The sequence below is a fragment of the Sutterella sp. KLE1602 genome, assembly GCF_001578585.1.
GTDB lineage: Bacteria > Pseudomonadota > Gammaproteobacteria > Burkholderiales > Burkholderiaceae_F > Sutterella > Sutterella wadsworthensis_A.
Window position 1 is genome coordinate 24,752 of sequence record NZ_KQ968536.1, and the last position, 16,641, is coordinate 41,392.

Here is a 16,641-nt window from a genome sequence, read left to right on the forward strand (position 1 = left end):
TTAACAAAACCCGCGTAATTCCCCATCCAATGCGACGCATTGGGTGGGGATGTATAGCGGGCCGAGCGTTAGCTCGGCTACAGCTGTATAGTATTGAGTACGGTTCTGGTGCTCATTTTTCCATGATTCGCCACCACCAAATCCCAATGGATGTAACTGTTGCAGACGCTGTCTGCGCGGCTTCGAAATAACGGTCTTTGAAATGTCTCAACGAGTGGAACGGATAGTCGTCAAGCCTGGGCATACGCATTACCTCGCGTGCCATAGGCTGTGTTCTGCCGCCCGCAAGTTGGGCAATCAGGCCGTCTACATCCAACGGCAGAGAATTTTTGCCAAAGAACCTTGGTTGAACCGAGTTCAGTTGGATCAAACCGTTCGGAGCGAATGCACCGAGTCGTATAGAAATATGCCTTCGGCTGCATCCGCTCAACGACAGACTCAGATCATCCAAGAGCAATTCGTTTCATGGAATAAGGCCAAGAAAGCTTATCTGTCTGATCCGAGCAAGTTCCAGGCGATGCCGCGACTGCCGGGTTACAGCAAAAAGTATCGAACTTTCGTCGTTGGGCGTAATGGCTATAAGGTTGTCGATGGCAATCTTGTTATCACCGACAAGAACGACATTGGTTTTCCTCGGTTGCCAATCCGCTCTTGTGAAAATCAGCCTCTCAACGCCAAAATAAATGAAACGATAGTTGGCGACGTGCGAATTGTTCCGCACGGGAACGCCTTTTTCATCGAACTGACCTATCAGGTCGCTTGTTCGACCTCCATCCTGCTCGACGGCAGCCGTGCGTGCCTGGTTGATGTTGGGCTTCGCAATATCGTCACTCTTGCTTCGACGATCAGCGGGATTCATCCCGTGGTTGTCAAAGGTGGCATGTTGAAAAGCATCAACGCCAAGTACAACAAGGACGCCGCAAGTCTTCAGACTCATGGAAAGCAAGCGCATCGTCGCTCCAAGGTCATGAAGCGCATTTGCCGCATCAATGACAACCTGCACAAGGTTTCCCGCTTCGTTGTGAAGTTTTGCCTTCAACATGACTTGGGAACCGTTGTCATCGGGCATAACGACGGGTGGAAGCAGAACGTCAACCTTGGCAAGGTCAACAATCAAAATTTTGTGAGCATTCCGTTCAATCGCTTGATCCATATGATTCGCTACAAGGCGGAGGAGTACGGCATCAAGGTGATTGTTCGTGAGGAAAGCTACACCTCGCGTCAGTCTGCGCTTGACTTCGATCCATTGCCGAATTACGGCGATAAGAATGCGAATCAGGTTCTTAGCACGGGCAGGCGAGTGCGAGGACTGTTTTTCCGATCGAACGGTCAAGTTATCAACTCTGATGTCAACGGATGCTTGAACATTGGCAGAAAAGAATTCGGTGATGACTGGCTCAAAAAGCTTGTCGAAACCGATAAGGGCTGTTTGATGCAGCCCGTCACAGTCCGTATTGGACAGTGACTAGAATGGGGGCCACGGCCCCCAGAATCCCCTTCCAATCCCTAATGACATGGGATTGGGAGGGGAGCATCAACCCAGTGGATGCCAGAGGCTGAGAATGAGGACGGGCATGAAGAAGGGGCCGGCGCTTTCGCGCCGGCCCCTTCAGGCGGAGACGGGATCTGGGAGCGGAGGTCCGGACCTCCTGCGCCCTGTTAGTAGAAGCCGCGCTTCTGTTCGTTGAGCGAGAGGTAGATGTTCTTCACCTGGCTGTAGTGGGCGAGCATCATCTTGTGGGTCTCGCGGCCGATGCCGGACTTCTTGTAGCCGCCGAACGGGGTGTGCGCGGGCAGCTCGTTGTAGGTGTTGATCCACATGCGGCCCGTGCGGACGTCGCGGGCGACGCGCATGGCGCGGTTGATGTCGCGGGTCCAGACGGCGCCACCGAGGCCGTAGTCGCTGTCGTTGGCCATGCGGACGACTTCCTCTTCGGTCTTGAACTTGATGACGACGGCGACCGGGCCGAAGATCTCCTCACGGGCGACCTTCATGTCGTTGGTGACGTCGACGAGGAGCGTCGGCTGCATGAACGCACCCTTTTCAGAGGCGCGGGCGCCGCCCACGAGGACGCGCGCACCTTCGCTGACGCCTTCCTCGACGCAGCCGAGGATCTTGGAGAGCTGGCGTTCGTTGATCTGGGCGCCCATCTGGGTCGACATGTCGGTCGGATCGCCCACCTTGATCTTCTTGAAGGCCTCGGCGAGTTCGCCCACGAACTTGTCGTAGATGCCTTCCTGCACGAAGATGCGGGAGCCCGCGCAGCAGACCTGACCCTGGTTGAAGAGGATGCCGATCTGGGCGCCTTCGATCGCCTTGTCGAGCTGGGCGTCGTCGAAGATGATGTTGGCGGACTTGCCGCCGAGCTCGAGCGTGCTCGGAATCAGGCGCTTGGCGGCCGCTTCGGCGACGCTGTAGCCGACTTCGGTCGAACCCGTGAAGGCGAGCTTGTCGAAGCCCGGGTGGTCAAGCATGGCCTGGCCCGTGCGGGCGCCGCGGCCGGAGACGATGTTGACGACGCCGGCGGGGAGCACCTGGTTGAGGAGCTTGCCGAGCTCGAAGAGCGAAAGCGGCGTCGTCGAGGAGGACTTGATCACGAGCGTGTTGCCCGCGGCGAGGGCCGGCGCGATCTTCCAGGCGCCCATCAGGAGCGGGAAGTTCCACGGAATGATCTGGCCGACGACGCCGATGGGCTCGTGCAGCACGATGCTCATCGTGTTTTCGTCGATCATGACGGCAGAGCCCTCTTCGGCGCGCAGGCAACCGGCGAAGTAGCGGAAGTGGTCGGAGGAGAGCGGAACGTCGACGAGCGTGGTTTCGCGGATCGGCTTGCCGTTGTCGAGCGTTTCGACCATGGCGAGACGGGCGGCGTTTTCATCGATGAGATCGGCGACCTTCAGAAGAAGGGCGGCGCGCTCCTGCGGGGACTTGGCGGCCCAGGCGGGGAAGGCGGCGCGGGCGGCGGCGACGGCACGGTCGATGTCGGCGGGAGAGGCGTTGGCGCAGTCGGCGAGCTTCTCGCCGTTGGCGGGATTGAACGTCTCGAAGGTTTCGCCGCCTTCGGCGGGAACCCATTCGCCGTTGATGAGCAGATCGTACTTGGCGTCAATGTATTGCATTTTAGGAGCCTCCATGGGCAAATTCGTTCAAGGAGTCGGCGGAACTGCTCGGATGCCTTCTATCAATAGGCAACGTCTAAAACGAAATAGTTCTCAATAACCGAGATGTGAATTCAGTTTATGAGGAATTTTTCTTGCTGTCATTGACCGAAGGGGGTGTTTTTGGACTTCATTGGAACTAGTACCAAGGGCGTAAGACGAAATTCAAATGTTTCGAAATGCCTGATGTTCAGTGGCTTGTGAGGAAAAGCAGGAGGGTGACGAGGGAGGCGCACTTTTGGGCGCCACCGTGCAAGGATGTATAAAAAAATCTATGGCGGTTGTTGAGAGAGGCTGGGGCGGGCTTTGCGTCGCCCGATATTCGGAATTTTATGGGTTGAGTCCGAAGGCCTCGAGAACGGCGGGCAGGGGATCGACGTCCTGGCAGGAGAAGATCTCGATGCGCCTGAAGGAGGCGCCCTTGTCGCAGATGTCGCCGCGCGGGCGCTCCCAGACGAGTCCTCGTCCTTCGCGGGTGCGGTCCATGGCACGCACGAAGAGGGCCGGATGGCGGGCGGCGATGCTGGTCATGAGGCGTCGAAGGAAGTCGGCCTTCGAGATCGGGGCGCTCACCGTGAGGACGTGGCGGCCCTGAACGGGCTTGAGGCCTGCGGGGCCCTTGTCGCCCGGCATCTTGCCGAAAAGGAAGCCGAGCCTGCGGAAGACGTCGGCGAAGAGCTCGAGGTTGCGGTCGCCCGGCAGTCCGATCACCCAGTAGGCGGGGCGTTCCTCCTGCATCCACGCGGGCTCGATCCCGAGCATGCCGACCCAGGCATGAAGGGCGTCCCTCAGGGCGGCTGCGCCCGGACGGCCGGCTGTCGCCAGAAGGATGTTGTGGAACGGCTCGACGTATTCGTCGGGCGCTTCGAGCGCGGCGTCGTCGGGGCCGCTGTGAAGGCGTGCGTCGTCCAGAAGCTCGCGGATGCGGACGCGGGCGAGTGCCAGCATTCCGTCGGCTACGGCGTCGGAGGAATGTGCGACGGCGCGCACGTTGAGAAGGCCCACCGAAATGCGTGAGGCGGCGGCGAGCTCCTCAAGCGTGAGAAGAGGTTCGAGCGCCTCGCCCGCACGGTCAAGGCCGCAGGCGGCGGCCGTGGCGACGACGGCGGATTCGTCCGCGCCCATGGCATGCGCTTCAAGCGCCGCGCGAAGCGCAAACGCGTGGTCTGCGGGCGACAGCGTCCGCTTGAGAAGGTTGGAAAGCTCGAAGAGCCGCTCGGGAACGGGCGAGTCGTTTCGGGTCCGGCTTTCGTTGGATAGAGGAGGAACCAGCATGGCGTATTGACCTGACTTGGGTTGATGGGAACGTGTCCTCGGGTGCGGTCAGGGGCGTCCGGGCATGGAGCGCCACTCTCGAGAGCTGCGCTCCGTGCGCTTGGCCCTGAACCGGTCGAGCGTCGTCAGAGAATGATTTTTCGGCCCCATTCGGGGAACTGCCTGAGATCGGATCTCTCCTCCACCTCCTTCGGAATGAGGAAGACGACGGGATCCCTGCAGAACCGGGGAAACTTGCCCCAGCCGTCGGTGGCGTGGATGATGGCGACGGGTTCCGAGTCGAAGTGCTCCTCTATCCAATTGTAGCCTGAGATGAATTCGGTGCCGCCGCGTCCATGGATCTTCACCTTTTCGAAGTTGAAGTCCTCGTAGGCGTCGTATTCGTCGACGCTCTGAATGCCGGCGTCGGCCTGAATGATCACGAAGGGCGTGGGGAAGGTCTCGCGGAAGGTTCTGATTTCACCGAAGATGCGCTCAAGGCTCTCGTCGGACATCGAACCCGAGGTATCGACGAACATCACGAGCTTGATCGGTGCGGGCCTGCCCGGGTTGGGAAGGTAGAGGCCGCGGCAGATGTGCTTTTTCGAAGGCGGCCACGTGCTCCAGTCGTCGCGGATGCGGTCGTACATCCACTCCGCGAGAAGCGTTCGCCAGTCGATGCGGGAGATCTTGGAGCCCTGCAGAAGACTCTCGAGGCTGCCGCCCGTGATGCCCGCCGACCTGAGCGCCTTGAGGGTTTCGAGACGGGTCGCCTCGACGGCCTCGTCGACCTCCTGCTCGTCGGGCATCTCGATGCCCGTGAGCGTCCTCAGGCGGGTTGCCTCGGGGCTGTTCGGATCGAGGACGTCTTCTCCGACGTCCTTCAGAACGCATTCATCGGAATCCTCCCGCTGCTTGTTCCGGCCCCGGGAATCCTTCCGCTGCTTGTTCTGGCCTTGGGAGCCGCCCGAATGCAGAGGCGGCGGATTGTCGCTTCCCTTGTGCTCGAGGAGCTCGTAGATCCGTTCTGCGCTCAAGTCCCGGTAGAGCGGGGAGAGGAGGGCACCCCCGGGAAGCCTGAAGCCGCAGCTGACGAGCACCTGGTTGATGGCGTAGTCGGTCGCAAGGTTCCAGAGGTGCTTGTCGCGTTCCTGCCTGCGGTCGGCGCTCTGCGTGATGACGTGCATGAGCTCGTGCGCGAGCACGCCCCTGAGTTCGGCGTCGGTGAGCGAGTCGATGAAGCTTTCGCTCCAGAAGATGTGGTAGCCGTCAGTGCAGATGGTCTCAATGATGCCGTCCGCCTGAACGAGCGGGAAGCGCATCAGTGCCGTCGACAGATAGGGCTTTCGCATGCAGAGCTGAATGCGCGCGCGTGTGATGCGCGTCTGCGTCGAGATGGCCATGCGCCCTCCTTAGAACAGCATGACCTTGTTGGTCTTGAGGAAGTCGCTGACGCCCTTTTCCTGCACGATCTGGGGCCTGCACCGGATCAGGTCGCGCAGAAGCACGATGCTGAACTCCACGGGCAGGCGGGGCAGCAGCGTGGGCACGATCTTGAGGATGCCGTCGTTTTGGGCGCCTGCCACGAGGAAGGACACGAGCACCCACAGGCGGTCAAGCTCGGTGGGGATCGTCGCGCCGGCGGGGTCGGCGATGATGGCGTCGATTTCCTTGCGCAGCACGGCTTTCTTTGCAAAGGTCAGGAACTCGACGGCGGGGCCGGTCCCGACGATGCCGGGGATCACGTCGCGGGCTTTGGCAGGGCTGCCGAACTTCGCCACCACGTCGCTCACCATCTCCCAGCTGCGGGGCGTCGCAAAAGCCTGCTCGTCCTCGGACGCAGCCTGCAGCAGCTGCGGGCGGTACTTGAGGAAGGCGGTGACTTCGGGGATGATGCCGCGGTTGGTGGCCCAGGCGTGCCAGTCATCGGGGTCGACCTCAAGATTGAGGTGGATGAAGCGGTTGGCGAGCGCGCTCGAGAGCCTGAAGGTCACCGCCTTGTCCTCGCGGCGATTGCCTGCCGCAATGATGCGCCAGCCTTCGGGAAGTTCGTATTCGCCGACCCTGCGGTCGAGAATGAGCTGATAGAGCGCGGCCTGCACGAGAGGAGGCGCGGCGTTGATCTCGTCGAGGAAGAGAATGCCGGGCTTGTCGGACTTCTTCGGCAGGAAGGACGGCGGGCACCAGACGGCCGTGCCGTCCTGGATCATCGGAATGCCGCGCAGGTCGGTCGGATCGAGCAGGGAGGCGCGGATGTCGATGAGCGGCATGCGGCGGCGCTCGGCGATCTGGCGCACGATCGAGCTCTTGCCGATGCCGGGGGCGCCCCAGATGAAAGCGGCCCAGGGCTGGTCGAGAAGGTTTTCAAGTACGGTGGTAAGTCGCGAGGCTTTCATGTTGGTGGTTCGTTGGCTTCCGTTGAGAGGTGTGGGTGCCGTCCTGCAGGACATGCAGGAAGCGGTGCCATACAGGAGGCATTCTATTGGAGGTGCGGAAACAACGCGTCCCTCGTTGTCCGGCCGGTCGGCCTTGTGCATGCGCGCGGCGGAGGAAGAAAAAAGGCCCAGCAGGATGCGTACCCGCGGGGCCTTGAGTCAGGTCAGTTCGTGATGAACGGACGATTGTCAGTAGTTTTCAGCGCGCACTTCGAAGTAGGCTTGGCTGTAACCGCAGACGGGGCAGACTTCAGGGGCCTTCGTGCCGACGACGAGGTGGCCGCAGATGCGGCATTCCCACATGCATTCGCCGGCCTTTTCGAAGACCTGCTGCATCTCAACGTTCTTGAGGAGCTTGAGGTAGCGTTCCTCGTGGGCGCGTTCGATGGCGCCGACGGCGCGGAACTTGGCGGCGAGTTCGGGAAAGCCTTCCTCTTCGGCGTCCTTGGCGAACTGGACGTACATGTCGGTCCATTCGTAGTTTTCGCCTTCAGCGGCGGCCTTGAGGTTGGCGGCCGTGGACTGGATGCCGCCGAGGGCGGAGAACCACAGGCGGGCGTGTTCCTGTTCGTTGCGGGCCGTCGTCAGGAAGATTTCGGCGAGCTGCTCGTAGCCTTCACGCTTGGCGACTTCGGCGAAGTACGTGTACTTGTTGCGGGCCTGGCTTTCGCCTGCGAAGGCGGCCTGGAGGTTCTTTTCGGTCTTGGTGCCAGCGAGGGTCTTTTCGCCGGTGGCGGCGGGCTTTTCCTCAACCTTTTCGAAGACCTCGACGCCCTTGTGGCAGAGCGGGCAGATGTAGTCGGCGGGCAGTTCGTCGCCTTCGTAGATGTAGCCGCAGACTTTGCAACGGTAAGACATTTTCTTTTCTCCTAAATCCGACCGGCGGTCGGTGTAGTTGGTGTGAAGCAATTCCTCGGCGAGCTCGCTGAGCGGTTCGCCGTAGAAGTCACGGTAAAGGGCCTTGATTTCCTCGTTTTCGTCGCTCGTGCGGCAGTCCATCTCCTCATCGCGCTTGTAGAGGCTCGCAATGCGGGCCTCGCGAAGCACGTCGGCCTTGTTGCCGAAGGCGGAGGGCTGGCCGCCGCCGGAGATGCAGCCGCCGGGGCAGGACATCACCTCGACGAAGTGATAGGGCTTGTCCGTCTCGCTCGCGTTGAGGCGGCGGATGAACTCGCCTGCGGAGGCGGTGCCGTAGATGACGGCGACGTTGATGTCGTTGCCGGCGATCGTGACGGTGGCCTCCTTGACGTCCTGAAGGCCGCGGACGGGGGTCAGGTGATAGAGCTCGGCGGGGGCGGTCTCGCCCGTCAGGTGGCGGTAGGCGGTGCGAAGCGCAGCCTCCATGACTCCGCCCGTGTTGCCGAAGATGACGCCCGCGCCGGAGCCTTCGCCCATCAGGCGGTCAAAGGCGCCCTCGGGGAGCTCGGCAAAATTGATGCGGGCGGCCTTGGCCCAGTCGGCGAGCTCGACGGTCGTGATGACGTAGTCGGTGTCGCGCATGGCGGGATCGCCGAGTAGGCGGCCCGCGGCGTTCATCTCCTCGCGCAGGATCTCGGCCTTCTTGGCCGTGCAGGGCGTCACCGCCACGTGCACGATGCGCTTTGGGTCGAGGTTCATCTTCTTCGCGAAGTAGGTCTTGACGGTCGGACCCTGCATGCCGATGGGGCTCTTCGCGGAGGAGATGTGCGGAATCATTTCGGGATGGAAGGTCTCGCAGTAGCGGACCCAGGCGGGGCAGCAGCTCGTGAACTGGGGCAGCGGACCCTTGGCCTTGGTGATGCGCTCGATGAGCTCGGCAGCCTCCTCGCAGATCGTAAGGTCGGCGGCGAAGTTCGTGTCGAGGACGTAGTCGCCGCCGAGGCGGCGAAGGAGCTCGACCATCTGTCCCTCGACGAAGGCGCCGTCGGCCATGCCGAAGGCGTCGCCGAGCGCCACGCGCACCGACGGGCTCGTCGAGAAGATCACGATCTTGTCGGGATCAGCGACGGCCTTCCTGACGGCGTCGCAGGAGGACTTGATCTGAAGGGAGTTGGTCGGGCAGACGGGAATGCACTGTCCGCAGTGGATGCAGACGGATCGTCCGCCCGTCTTGGCAAGATCGTAGGCGTTGTTGACGCCGACATACTCGTTGCAGATGCCGGCGCAGAGGCGGCATTCAACGCAGAGATCCTCGTCGCGGACAATGGCGGGATTGTTCTCGTCGATGGCGACGCGAACCTCCTGCCGAATGTGCTTGGACATACGCTCTCCTAAACTGGGTGGTCTGAATGGGGTGTTCCGCAACCGCCGGGGGAGCGGACCTGGAACGGGCATCCTCATTGTAGCCCGTCGCGTTCCCGACTGCGGCGCGGTTTTCCCGAAGCGGCGGCTGCGCGGAACGATGATGCATTTCCATCCTGCGTGAGCCGGAGCGGGTTTTCGCTAGGTGGGGATGCCGTTTACCCTGAGAACGATTGCGAGCGTGAGATCAACTCAACTAAGATGATCTGCCTAGACGACAGACAGACCGACGGTTCGACGAACGGTCCGCGTCCCGTCGCCGTCGCACCTTCGCAGGCGTCCGCCGCCACATATATAGAGGCGGATGCAGCGCGCCCCGTCAGAGGACAGGGCGCGCGGCCCCATGCATATTCCGAACCGCCGGACGTCGCACGGGGCTTGAATACGAAGGAGCGGGCGCCCGATGCAGACGGTTCACCCACAGCCCCGCCCATCCCTTTTGACCACTCGGGCGGGACTACGTGAAACATGAGGAGACCAGCCATGTTCTTTCGCAAGCTTGCCCTGATGCTCGCCGTCACGACCGCGCTTTCCGCTTCCGCCCTCGCCTGTACCACGGTCGTGGTGGGTGAAGGCGCCACCGCCGACGGTTCCTTCCTCGTCGCGCGTGCGGCCGACAGCAGCGCCCTCAAGGCTCAGCACTTCGTCATTCATCCGGCCAAGAAGAACCAGTCCGGCATGTACCGCACCAAGGACCATGACGGTGCGACGAACTTCGAATATCCGCTCCCCAAGGAGAGCATGCGCTACACGACGGTGCCCAACTGGAAGACCCAGCTGCACGGCGCCGTGGGCTTCAATGAAGCCGGCGTCGGCATCTCCGGCACGGAATCGATCTTCGCCCGCGACGACGCCCTGAAGCTTGACCCGTACAACGAAGAGACCGGCATCACCGAAGACGACATCCATGACGTCGTCCTGCCGCGTGCCAAGACCGCCCGCGAAGGCATCGAGATCCTCGGCTCCATCGTCGAGACGATCGGCGCCGGCGAAGGCTTCGGCGTGGTGTTCGTCGACCAGAAGGAAGTCTGGTACTTCGAAACCGGCACGGGCCACCAGTGGATGGCTCACCGCACCCCGAAGGACACGTACTTCGCCTCCGGCAACCAGGGCCGCCTGCAGCAGTACGACGCCAAGAGCGCCGACTTCATGGCCTCCAAGACCCTCGTGAGCTGGGCTGAAAAGAACGGCTTCTACGATCCGAAGAAGGACGGCGAGTTCAACTTCTCGAAGGCCTACTGCCGTGACGACGCCCGCGACCGCGTCTACAACGACCCGCGCGTCTGGCAGATTCAGAAGCTCTTCAACCCGAGCCTCGAACAGAAGCCCGACGAAGGCCGTACGTACCCGGTCTACCTCAAGCCCGAAAAGAAGCTCACCGTCGACGACATGAAGACGATGCTTCGCAACCACTACGAGGGCACGGACCACGATCCGTACAGCCCCGTCCTCAACGGCAACGAACCGTGGCGTCCGATCAGCGTGTTCCGCACGTATGAATCCCACGTCATGCACGTCCGTCCGTGGCTGCCGAAGGAAATCGGCGAAGTCGCCTACGTGGGCATCGGCATGGCCGACCTCTCCTGCTACGTTCCGTACTACCACGGCCTCGAATCCTACCCGGCCCACTACGGCATGGGCACGGACAAGGCCGACAGCAAGTCGATCTACTGGAAGTACCGCAAGCTCCAGACGCTCGTCATGACGGACTACCAGAAGCTCGCCCCGGTCGTGAAGGCTGCCTACAAGACGTTTGAAGCCGACACCGCCAAGGCCCAGGCCGACATGGAAAAGAAGTACATGGAAGTCGTGAAGAAGGACCCGAAGGCCGCCAGCAAGCTCCTCAACGAGTTCAACCTCAAGGTCATGAACGACGCCGAGGCGCTCACGGACGACCTGACGAACCAGGTCTTCACGATCCGCACGACGGACATCCAGGCCGCCAACTTCTTCGCCAACAACAAGCGCAAGGACTAAGCGAGACCGTCTGAGCCGCCTGTGCCTCGCCTGAGGCGCGGACGGCGTCCGATGAAAACAAAATGGCCCCGCAGGACATCAAGCCTGCGGGGCCGTTTTGTTTCGTGCGGCGCAAGTCAGAGGAGCTTCACGATCGTCCAGCGCGCGCCGAAGGCGAGAAGCGCCAGACCCGCGATGATGAGGATCGGCCCCTGAATGCCGAGCGGACTGCCGTTGACGGGAGCGGCCACCGAGGGATCGTCGTGGCGGTAGCGGATCTCGATCGGGTCGCCGGGGCTGCCGCGGGCCTCGTCGTCGTTCTTCTCGGGCAGACGAGCCTCGACCTTGCTGCCGTCCCAGGCCGTGAACGAGACGACCTCGGTGTAGTAGTGCACGATCGCAGGCGCATCGTCCTTCCTGACGTGGGCCTCGCGAACCTCGACGCGCTCGATCGTCGCGGTCGTCTGCTCGCCGCTCGTCTTGAGCGTCCAGGCGGTGGAGGTGAGCTTCACGCCCGCGTAGAGGAAGGCGGAGCCGGCAAGGAGCAGCGCGGCGGCGAAGATCCAGGGAAAAATCTCTTTCATGACTGAGTCCCAAAATGTCACCGCAGGGCGCGGTACCTGAGGCTACTTTAGCAACTTTCAGAAGGGGTGGAGCCGCAGGACGGTGCGGGCGGATGCTTCCCGCGCAAAAAGAGAAGCCCGCCCAGCATCGCTGCTGGGCGGGCTGTCCTCAGACCCATCAAAACACGATCTCGAACGCAGGAGAAAGAACGTTCGGTTTGTTCGAGGCGGTGCTCATCCGCCTGCCACTCAGCGCGACCCCTCACGCTGTTTTGCAGTGGAACCGTGTTTCGTTGAAATGAACTATATCGAACCTGAGAATCGTTCGCAAGGCAAATACCCGAGTAAATGACTCGGGTATTGTAAGAAAGTTTTTCCAAGGGTTTGCCCTGATGAGGCATTTCTTAAGAAAGCGGGCTGAACGCCTGCAGCACAGTCGTTTTGGATTAAGTCGGGCGGCAAGATGCCGCAACATTTGCGAGGGGAATTCTGAGGGCGGGAGGCGGTCGGATGGGGAGAAAAGGGGGCGCGAGTTGCGGACAATCTCGGTATGATGGACGGACATTGAGAGAACCCGAAATGGGAAGGAGACATAAATGACTCTTGTCCGCACCGCGGCCGCCCTGATGGCCGCCACGTTCGCCCTCGGCGCCCTCGCTGCGGGAAACACCACGAACGAAGACTTCCGTGACTCGAAGAAGATGCTCGAGCGCAAGGTCTACTTCGACCATCGCGTGACGCTCTACTGCGGCTACGCCTTCGACAAGCAGAAGAACGTCAGTCTGCCTGCGGGCTTCGTCGCGCCCCAGCACAAGGAGCGCGCGGGCCGCGTCGAGTGGGAGCACGTCGTGCCCGCCGAGAACTTCGGCCGCGCCTTCAAGGAGTGGCGCGAAGGGGACGGTCGCTGCACGAATGAAAAGGGCCACTTCTACAAGGGCCGTCGCTGCGCCGAGAAGATGTCTGCCGAATACCGCCTGATGCAGGCCGACATGTACAACCTGTTCCCCGCCGTCGGTGCCGTTAACGCCATCCGCTCGAACTACAACTACGAGCTCCTGCCCGGCGTGCCCAACACCTTCGGCACCTGCGAGATGAAGATCGACGGCCGCCGCGCCGAGCCGCCCGAGCGCTCCCGCGGCGAGATCGCCCGCGCCATGCTCTACATGGAGGGCGCCTATGCACCCGTCTTCCGCATGAGCGACCGCCAGCGCCGCCTCGCCCAGAACTGGAACGAGCAGCATCCTGTCGTGCAGTGGGAGTGCACCCGCGCCGCACGCATCGAGAAGCTCCAGGGCAATGTCAACCCCGTCGTGAAGGACGCCTGCCTGAAGGCTGGTCTGACCTATCGCCCCTAATGGCTGAATCCGGCCTCGCCCGAGGCCGGGATCCTGCCCGATCCTTCAAAAGGGAGTTGAGCTCGCGCTCGGCTCCTTTTTTCGCATCCGTTCCTCTGACGGGTGACGGTTCCGGGAGGTGACGCATCGGCAGCCTCATGGATGCCGGCGGACAGTTCGCCGCGAGACGTCACCGCCTCGCGTTCCATTCGGGCTGAGGGACGCCCGCGCCGTCTGAAAACGCCAGGGTTAACCCGGGTCTCTTGGGGTCGTCATCTAGGCACTTACGCCAATGCAGGTTGAGCAATGCGGTGTTGCGGCGCTTTTTCCTGTTGAAGTCTGTTACGCCTTGCTACACTTCGCATCAGCCTAAAATCCGCCACTACGTCCTCGCGGGACCGACACCTGCGGGGAAGAGGATTGAAGGACTTACAACCCAATGACAAACAGCGGCATCAGCTGCCTGCGTGCGGTCAAAGAGAGGCGCATGCGGGCCGCAGGGCTCCGGGACAGGGGGTCCTGCCGCACGAAAACCAAAGGACAGCGATTCTCATGGAACCGTTTAACGCCGGATGGCTTTCGATCGTCCCGCCGATCGTGGCCATTGCTCTTGCGCTCATTACGAAGGAGGTTCTCTCCTCCCTCGTTCTGGGCATTCTGACGGGTACCCTCATTTATACGATCGGCATGGACGGCAACGTCCTGATGGGCACGCTTGAAAGCGCGTTCACCGTGATGGGCAACAAGGTCGACTTCAACATCCTGATCTTCTGCTCGCTTCTCGGCGCCCTCGTCTACGTCGTCGCCATGTCGGGCGGCACGAAAGCCTACGGGAACTGGGCCGTCAAGCGCATCAAGGGCCGCAAGAGCGCCCTGGCAGCCACCACGGGTCTCGGCGCGCTCATCTTCATCGACGACTACTTCAACTGCCTCACGGTGGGCACGGTGATGCGTCCGATCTGCGACCGCTACAACATCGCCCGTGCGAAGCTCGCCTACATCATCGACTCGACGGCCGCTCCGGTGTGCATCATCGCGCCCGTTTCGAGCTGGGCCGCCGCCGTCGGCTCCTCACTGCAGGGCTCCACGGCCTTCGAAAGCGACATGGCCGCGTTCATCGCCACGATTCCCTGGAACTTCTACGCGCTGCTCTGCCTGCTGCTCATCGTCTTCATCGTCGTGACCGACTTCGACTTCGGCCCGATGCGCAAGAGCGAGGAGCGCGCCGCCAAGGGGGAACAGTTCACGTCGACCGCCGCTACGTCCTCCGCCGAGCCGCCCAACGCCAATCCGCACGGCACGCTCTGGGACATGCTCGTGCCCATCGCCTCCCTGATCGTCTTCTGCGTGCTCGCGCTGATGTACTCGGGCGGCTACTGGGGCGCTGATCCGAAGTACCACACCTTCGCCTCCGCGCTGGGCAACTCCTCCGCCGCGCCGTCCCTCGTCTGGGCCTCCTTCGGCGCCGTCGGCATTGCCTTCCTGATGTACGTCCCGCGCGGTCTCGTGCCGTTCACGGACTTCATGAGCGGCCTCGTCGAAGGCATGAAGCTCATGCTTCCGGCCAACATCATCCTGGTGCTCGCCTGGACGCTCTCCGGCGTCTGCCGCGACCTTCTCCAGACCCCGCTCTTCGTGCAGTCCATCGTGACCTCGGGCGGCGCCGAGTGGTCGATCTTCCTGCCGGCCGTGATCTTCGTGATCGCCGCCTTCCTGTCCTTCTCTACGGGCACGGCCTGGGGCACGTTTGGCATCCTGATCCCGATCGTGGTGCCGGTTGTCGAGGCCATCGATCCGGGCCTCACCGTCGTCGCGCTCTCCGCCACGCTCGCGGGCTCCGTCTTCGGCGACCACTGCTCGCCCATTTCGGACACGACGATTCTCTCGTCGGCAGGCTCGGGATGCAACCACATCGAGCACGTCTCGACCCAGATGCCCTACAGCCTCACGGTGGCGTTCTCCGCCTGCCTGGGCTACGTGGTCGCGGGCCTGACGGGCGGCAACTGGATCCTCTCGATTACGACCGCCGTCGTTGCGCTCATCGGCACCGTCCTGCTGCTTCACTTCTGGAACAGCCGCAGGACCGCCGCGACCTGATCCGCAGCGTCCTTTGATTGAAAAACGGCGCCTTCGCACCCTGAAGGCGCCGTTTTTTTGCATTCGGAGCGGGTGATCACGCTCTGTTGTCAAGCCGAAAGGCTGTGAAAGCCGCTTTGCGGCCACAGGAGGAGACTTCATCTGTCGCCTTAAGGCGTCGCCTGCTCATTTCTCCTTGTTCGTCAGGTGATTGGCGGGGGTGCTATTCGGGTTCTCCCTCGGCGTCGTCGGGGTTTGTCCTCTAGGGTGTGCACGGGCTCGTTTGGCAAAATGAATCGTCCGTCGCGCTCCGACAAGGGCGCGGACATGACCCGGGACCGCAGAGTCCGGATGTTGACCCAAACCAAAGGACAGACAGACATGAACTTCAAGAAGACGCTTCTCGCCGCCGCGCTCACGCTTTCCGCAGGCTTTGCCATGGCCGCCGACCTTCCGCAGGTCGCGATCCTCGCCACGGGCGGCACGATTGCCGGCACCGCCGCCTCTGCCACGCAGACCACGGGCTACAAGGCGGGCGACCTGGCCATCCAGACGCTGATTGACGCTGTTCCGCAGATCAAGGACTACGCGACGGTGACGGGCGAGCAGATCGTGAAGATCTCGTCCAACAACCTGACCGACCAGGTCCTCCTGACGCTGGCCAGGCGCTGCAACGAGCTTCTCGCCGATCCGAAGGTGAGCGGCATCGTCATCACGCACGGCACGGACACGCTTGAAGAGACCGCTTTCTTTCTCAACCTCACGGTCAAGAGCAAGAAGCCCGTGGTGGTGATCGGCGCCATGCGTCCCGCCACGGCTATTTCGGCCGACGGTCCGATGAACCTTCTCAACGCCGTCAAGCTCGCCGCCGACCCGAAGGCGCAGGACCGTGGCGTGCTCGTGGCCCTCAACGACCAGATCTCATCCGGCCGCGACGTCACGAAGTCCAATACGACGAACGTCGCCACATTCAAGTCGCCCGACCTGGGCTACCTCGGCTACATCGCCGGCGGCAAGAACTACTTCCTGCGCAACCCCGCCATGCGTCACACGCACCAGAGCGAATTCGATGTCTCGAAGCTTGACAAGCTGCCGCGCGTCGACATCCTCTACACGCACGCCAGCGACGACCGCGTCCTTGCCGACGCCGCCATCGCCGCGGGTGCCAAGGGCATCGTGCACGCCGGTTCCGGCAATGGTTCCGTTCACGGCCAGACCGAGCCCGCGCTTGCCGAAGCCGTCCAGAAGGGCATCGCCGTGGTGCTCTCCTCGCGCACGGGCTCCGGCGTGGTCTGCCCGAACGTGGAGCAGTACAACAAGGCCGGCTTCATTGAAGGCCGCACGCTCAATCCCCAGAAGGCCCGTCTCCTTCTCCAGCTCGCTCTGACGAAGACGAACGATCCGAAGGAAATCGCCCGCATGTTCGAGGAATACTGATCCTTTCCCGAACCCGCCGGCATGACGCCGCCCGCAGGGTGAAAACCTCCTGAAGGCGGCTTCCCGAGCATTCGGCCGTCCTGCTCCCATGCGGAGTCGGGGCGGTCTTTTTCTTGGTTCATCTCGGAAGTCCGTGGAACGCGGCCT

Annotated in this window: 11 protein-coding genes; 5 read left to right on the plus strand and 6 right to left on the minus strand. The window is 62.2% G+C overall.

Annotated elements, in window-relative coordinates; all coding sequences use genetic code 11:
* The first annotated feature begins 202 nt into the window (after positions 1-202).
* Entirely contained in the window at positions 203-1,465 is a 1,263-nt protein-coding gene (locus HMPREF3036_RS06295; protein ID WP_082897380.1) for an RNA-guided endonuclease InsQ/TnpB family protein, read from the plus strand.
* A 194-nt stretch (positions 1,466-1,659) separates the two neighbouring features.
* On the opposite strand, the gene HMPREF3036_RS06300 is transcribed toward HMPREF3036_RS06295, so the two are convergent.
* The 5 genes from HMPREF3036_RS06300 to rbr all read right to left on the minus strand — a co-directional run bounded on the left by HMPREF3036_RS06300 (position 1,660) and on the right by rbr (position 9,089).
* Positions 1,660-3,120 carry an aldehyde dehydrogenase family protein gene (locus HMPREF3036_RS06300; RefSeq protein WP_156469760.1) on the minus strand — a complete coding sequence of 487 codons (1,461 nt, stop codon included), beginning with the start codon at positions 3,118-3,120 and terminating at the stop codon, positions 1,660-1,662.
* Positions 3,121-3,489: 369 nt separating this feature from the next.
* On the minus strand, positions 3,490-4,434 hold the full coding sequence (locus HMPREF3036_RS06305; protein ID WP_062332617.1) for a hypothetical protein: 945 nt from the start codon (positions 4,432-4,434) through the stop codon (positions 3,490-3,492).
* Positions 4,435-4,559: 125 nt separating this feature from the next.
* Positions 4,560-5,816: a vWA domain-containing protein gene (locus HMPREF3036_RS06310; RefSeq protein ID WP_062332620.1), complete on the minus strand. Its 1,257-nt coding sequence runs from the start codon at positions 5,814-5,816 to the stop codon at positions 4,560-4,562.
* Positions 5,817-5,825: 9 nt separating this feature from the next.
* Positions 5,826-6,809, minus strand: coding sequence for an AAA family ATPase (locus HMPREF3036_RS06315; protein WP_038006532.1), 984 nt, complete (start codon positions 6,807-6,809; stop codon positions 5,826-5,828).
* 228 nt (positions 6,810-7,037) lie between these two features.
* Positions 7,038-9,089 (minus strand): rubrerythrin, encoded by a 2,052-nt coding sequence (gene rbr, locus HMPREF3036_RS06320; RefSeq protein ID WP_062332621.1) that lies wholly within the window; start codon positions 9,087-9,089, stop codon positions 7,038-7,040.
* A 522-nt stretch (positions 9,090-9,611) separates the two neighbouring features.
* Between rbr and HMPREF3036_RS06325 the strand changes: the two genes are divergently transcribed.
* Positions 9,612-11,105 carry a C69 family dipeptidase gene (locus HMPREF3036_RS06325; RefSeq protein ID WP_062332624.1) on the plus strand — a complete coding sequence of 498 codons (1,494 nt, stop codon included), beginning with the start codon at positions 9,612-9,614 and terminating at the stop codon, positions 11,103-11,105.
* A 116-nt stretch (positions 11,106-11,221) separates the two neighbouring features.
* On the opposite strand, the gene HMPREF3036_RS06330 is transcribed toward HMPREF3036_RS06325, so the two are convergent.
* Complete coding sequence (locus HMPREF3036_RS06330) at positions 11,222-11,668, minus strand: DUF3592 domain-containing protein (protein WP_005436341.1); 447 nt, start codon at positions 11,666-11,668, stop codon at positions 11,222-11,224.
* A 575-nt stretch (positions 11,669-12,243) separates the two neighbouring features.
* Here HMPREF3036_RS06330 and HMPREF3036_RS06335 point away from each other — a divergent pair.
* From HMPREF3036_RS06335 to HMPREF3036_RS06345, 3 genes are all read left to right on the plus strand, one after another.
* Positions 12,244-13,002, plus strand: a complete 759-nt coding sequence (locus tag HMPREF3036_RS06335; protein ID WP_005436339.1) for an endonuclease — start codon at positions 12,244-12,246, stop codon at positions 13,000-13,002.
* Positions 13,003-13,533: 531 nt separating this feature from the next.
* On the plus strand, positions 13,534-15,078 hold the full coding sequence (locus tag HMPREF3036_RS06340) for a Na+/H+ antiporter NhaC family protein (RefSeq protein ID WP_005436337.1): 1,545 nt from the start codon (positions 13,534-13,536) through the stop codon (positions 15,076-15,078).
* Positions 15,079-15,438: 360 nt separating this feature from the next.
* Positions 15,439-16,494: a type II asparaginase gene (locus HMPREF3036_RS06345; RefSeq protein WP_062332627.1), complete on the plus strand. Its 1,056-nt coding sequence runs from the start codon at positions 15,439-15,441 to the stop codon at positions 16,492-16,494.
* Positions 16,495-16,641 lie beyond the last annotated feature (147 nt).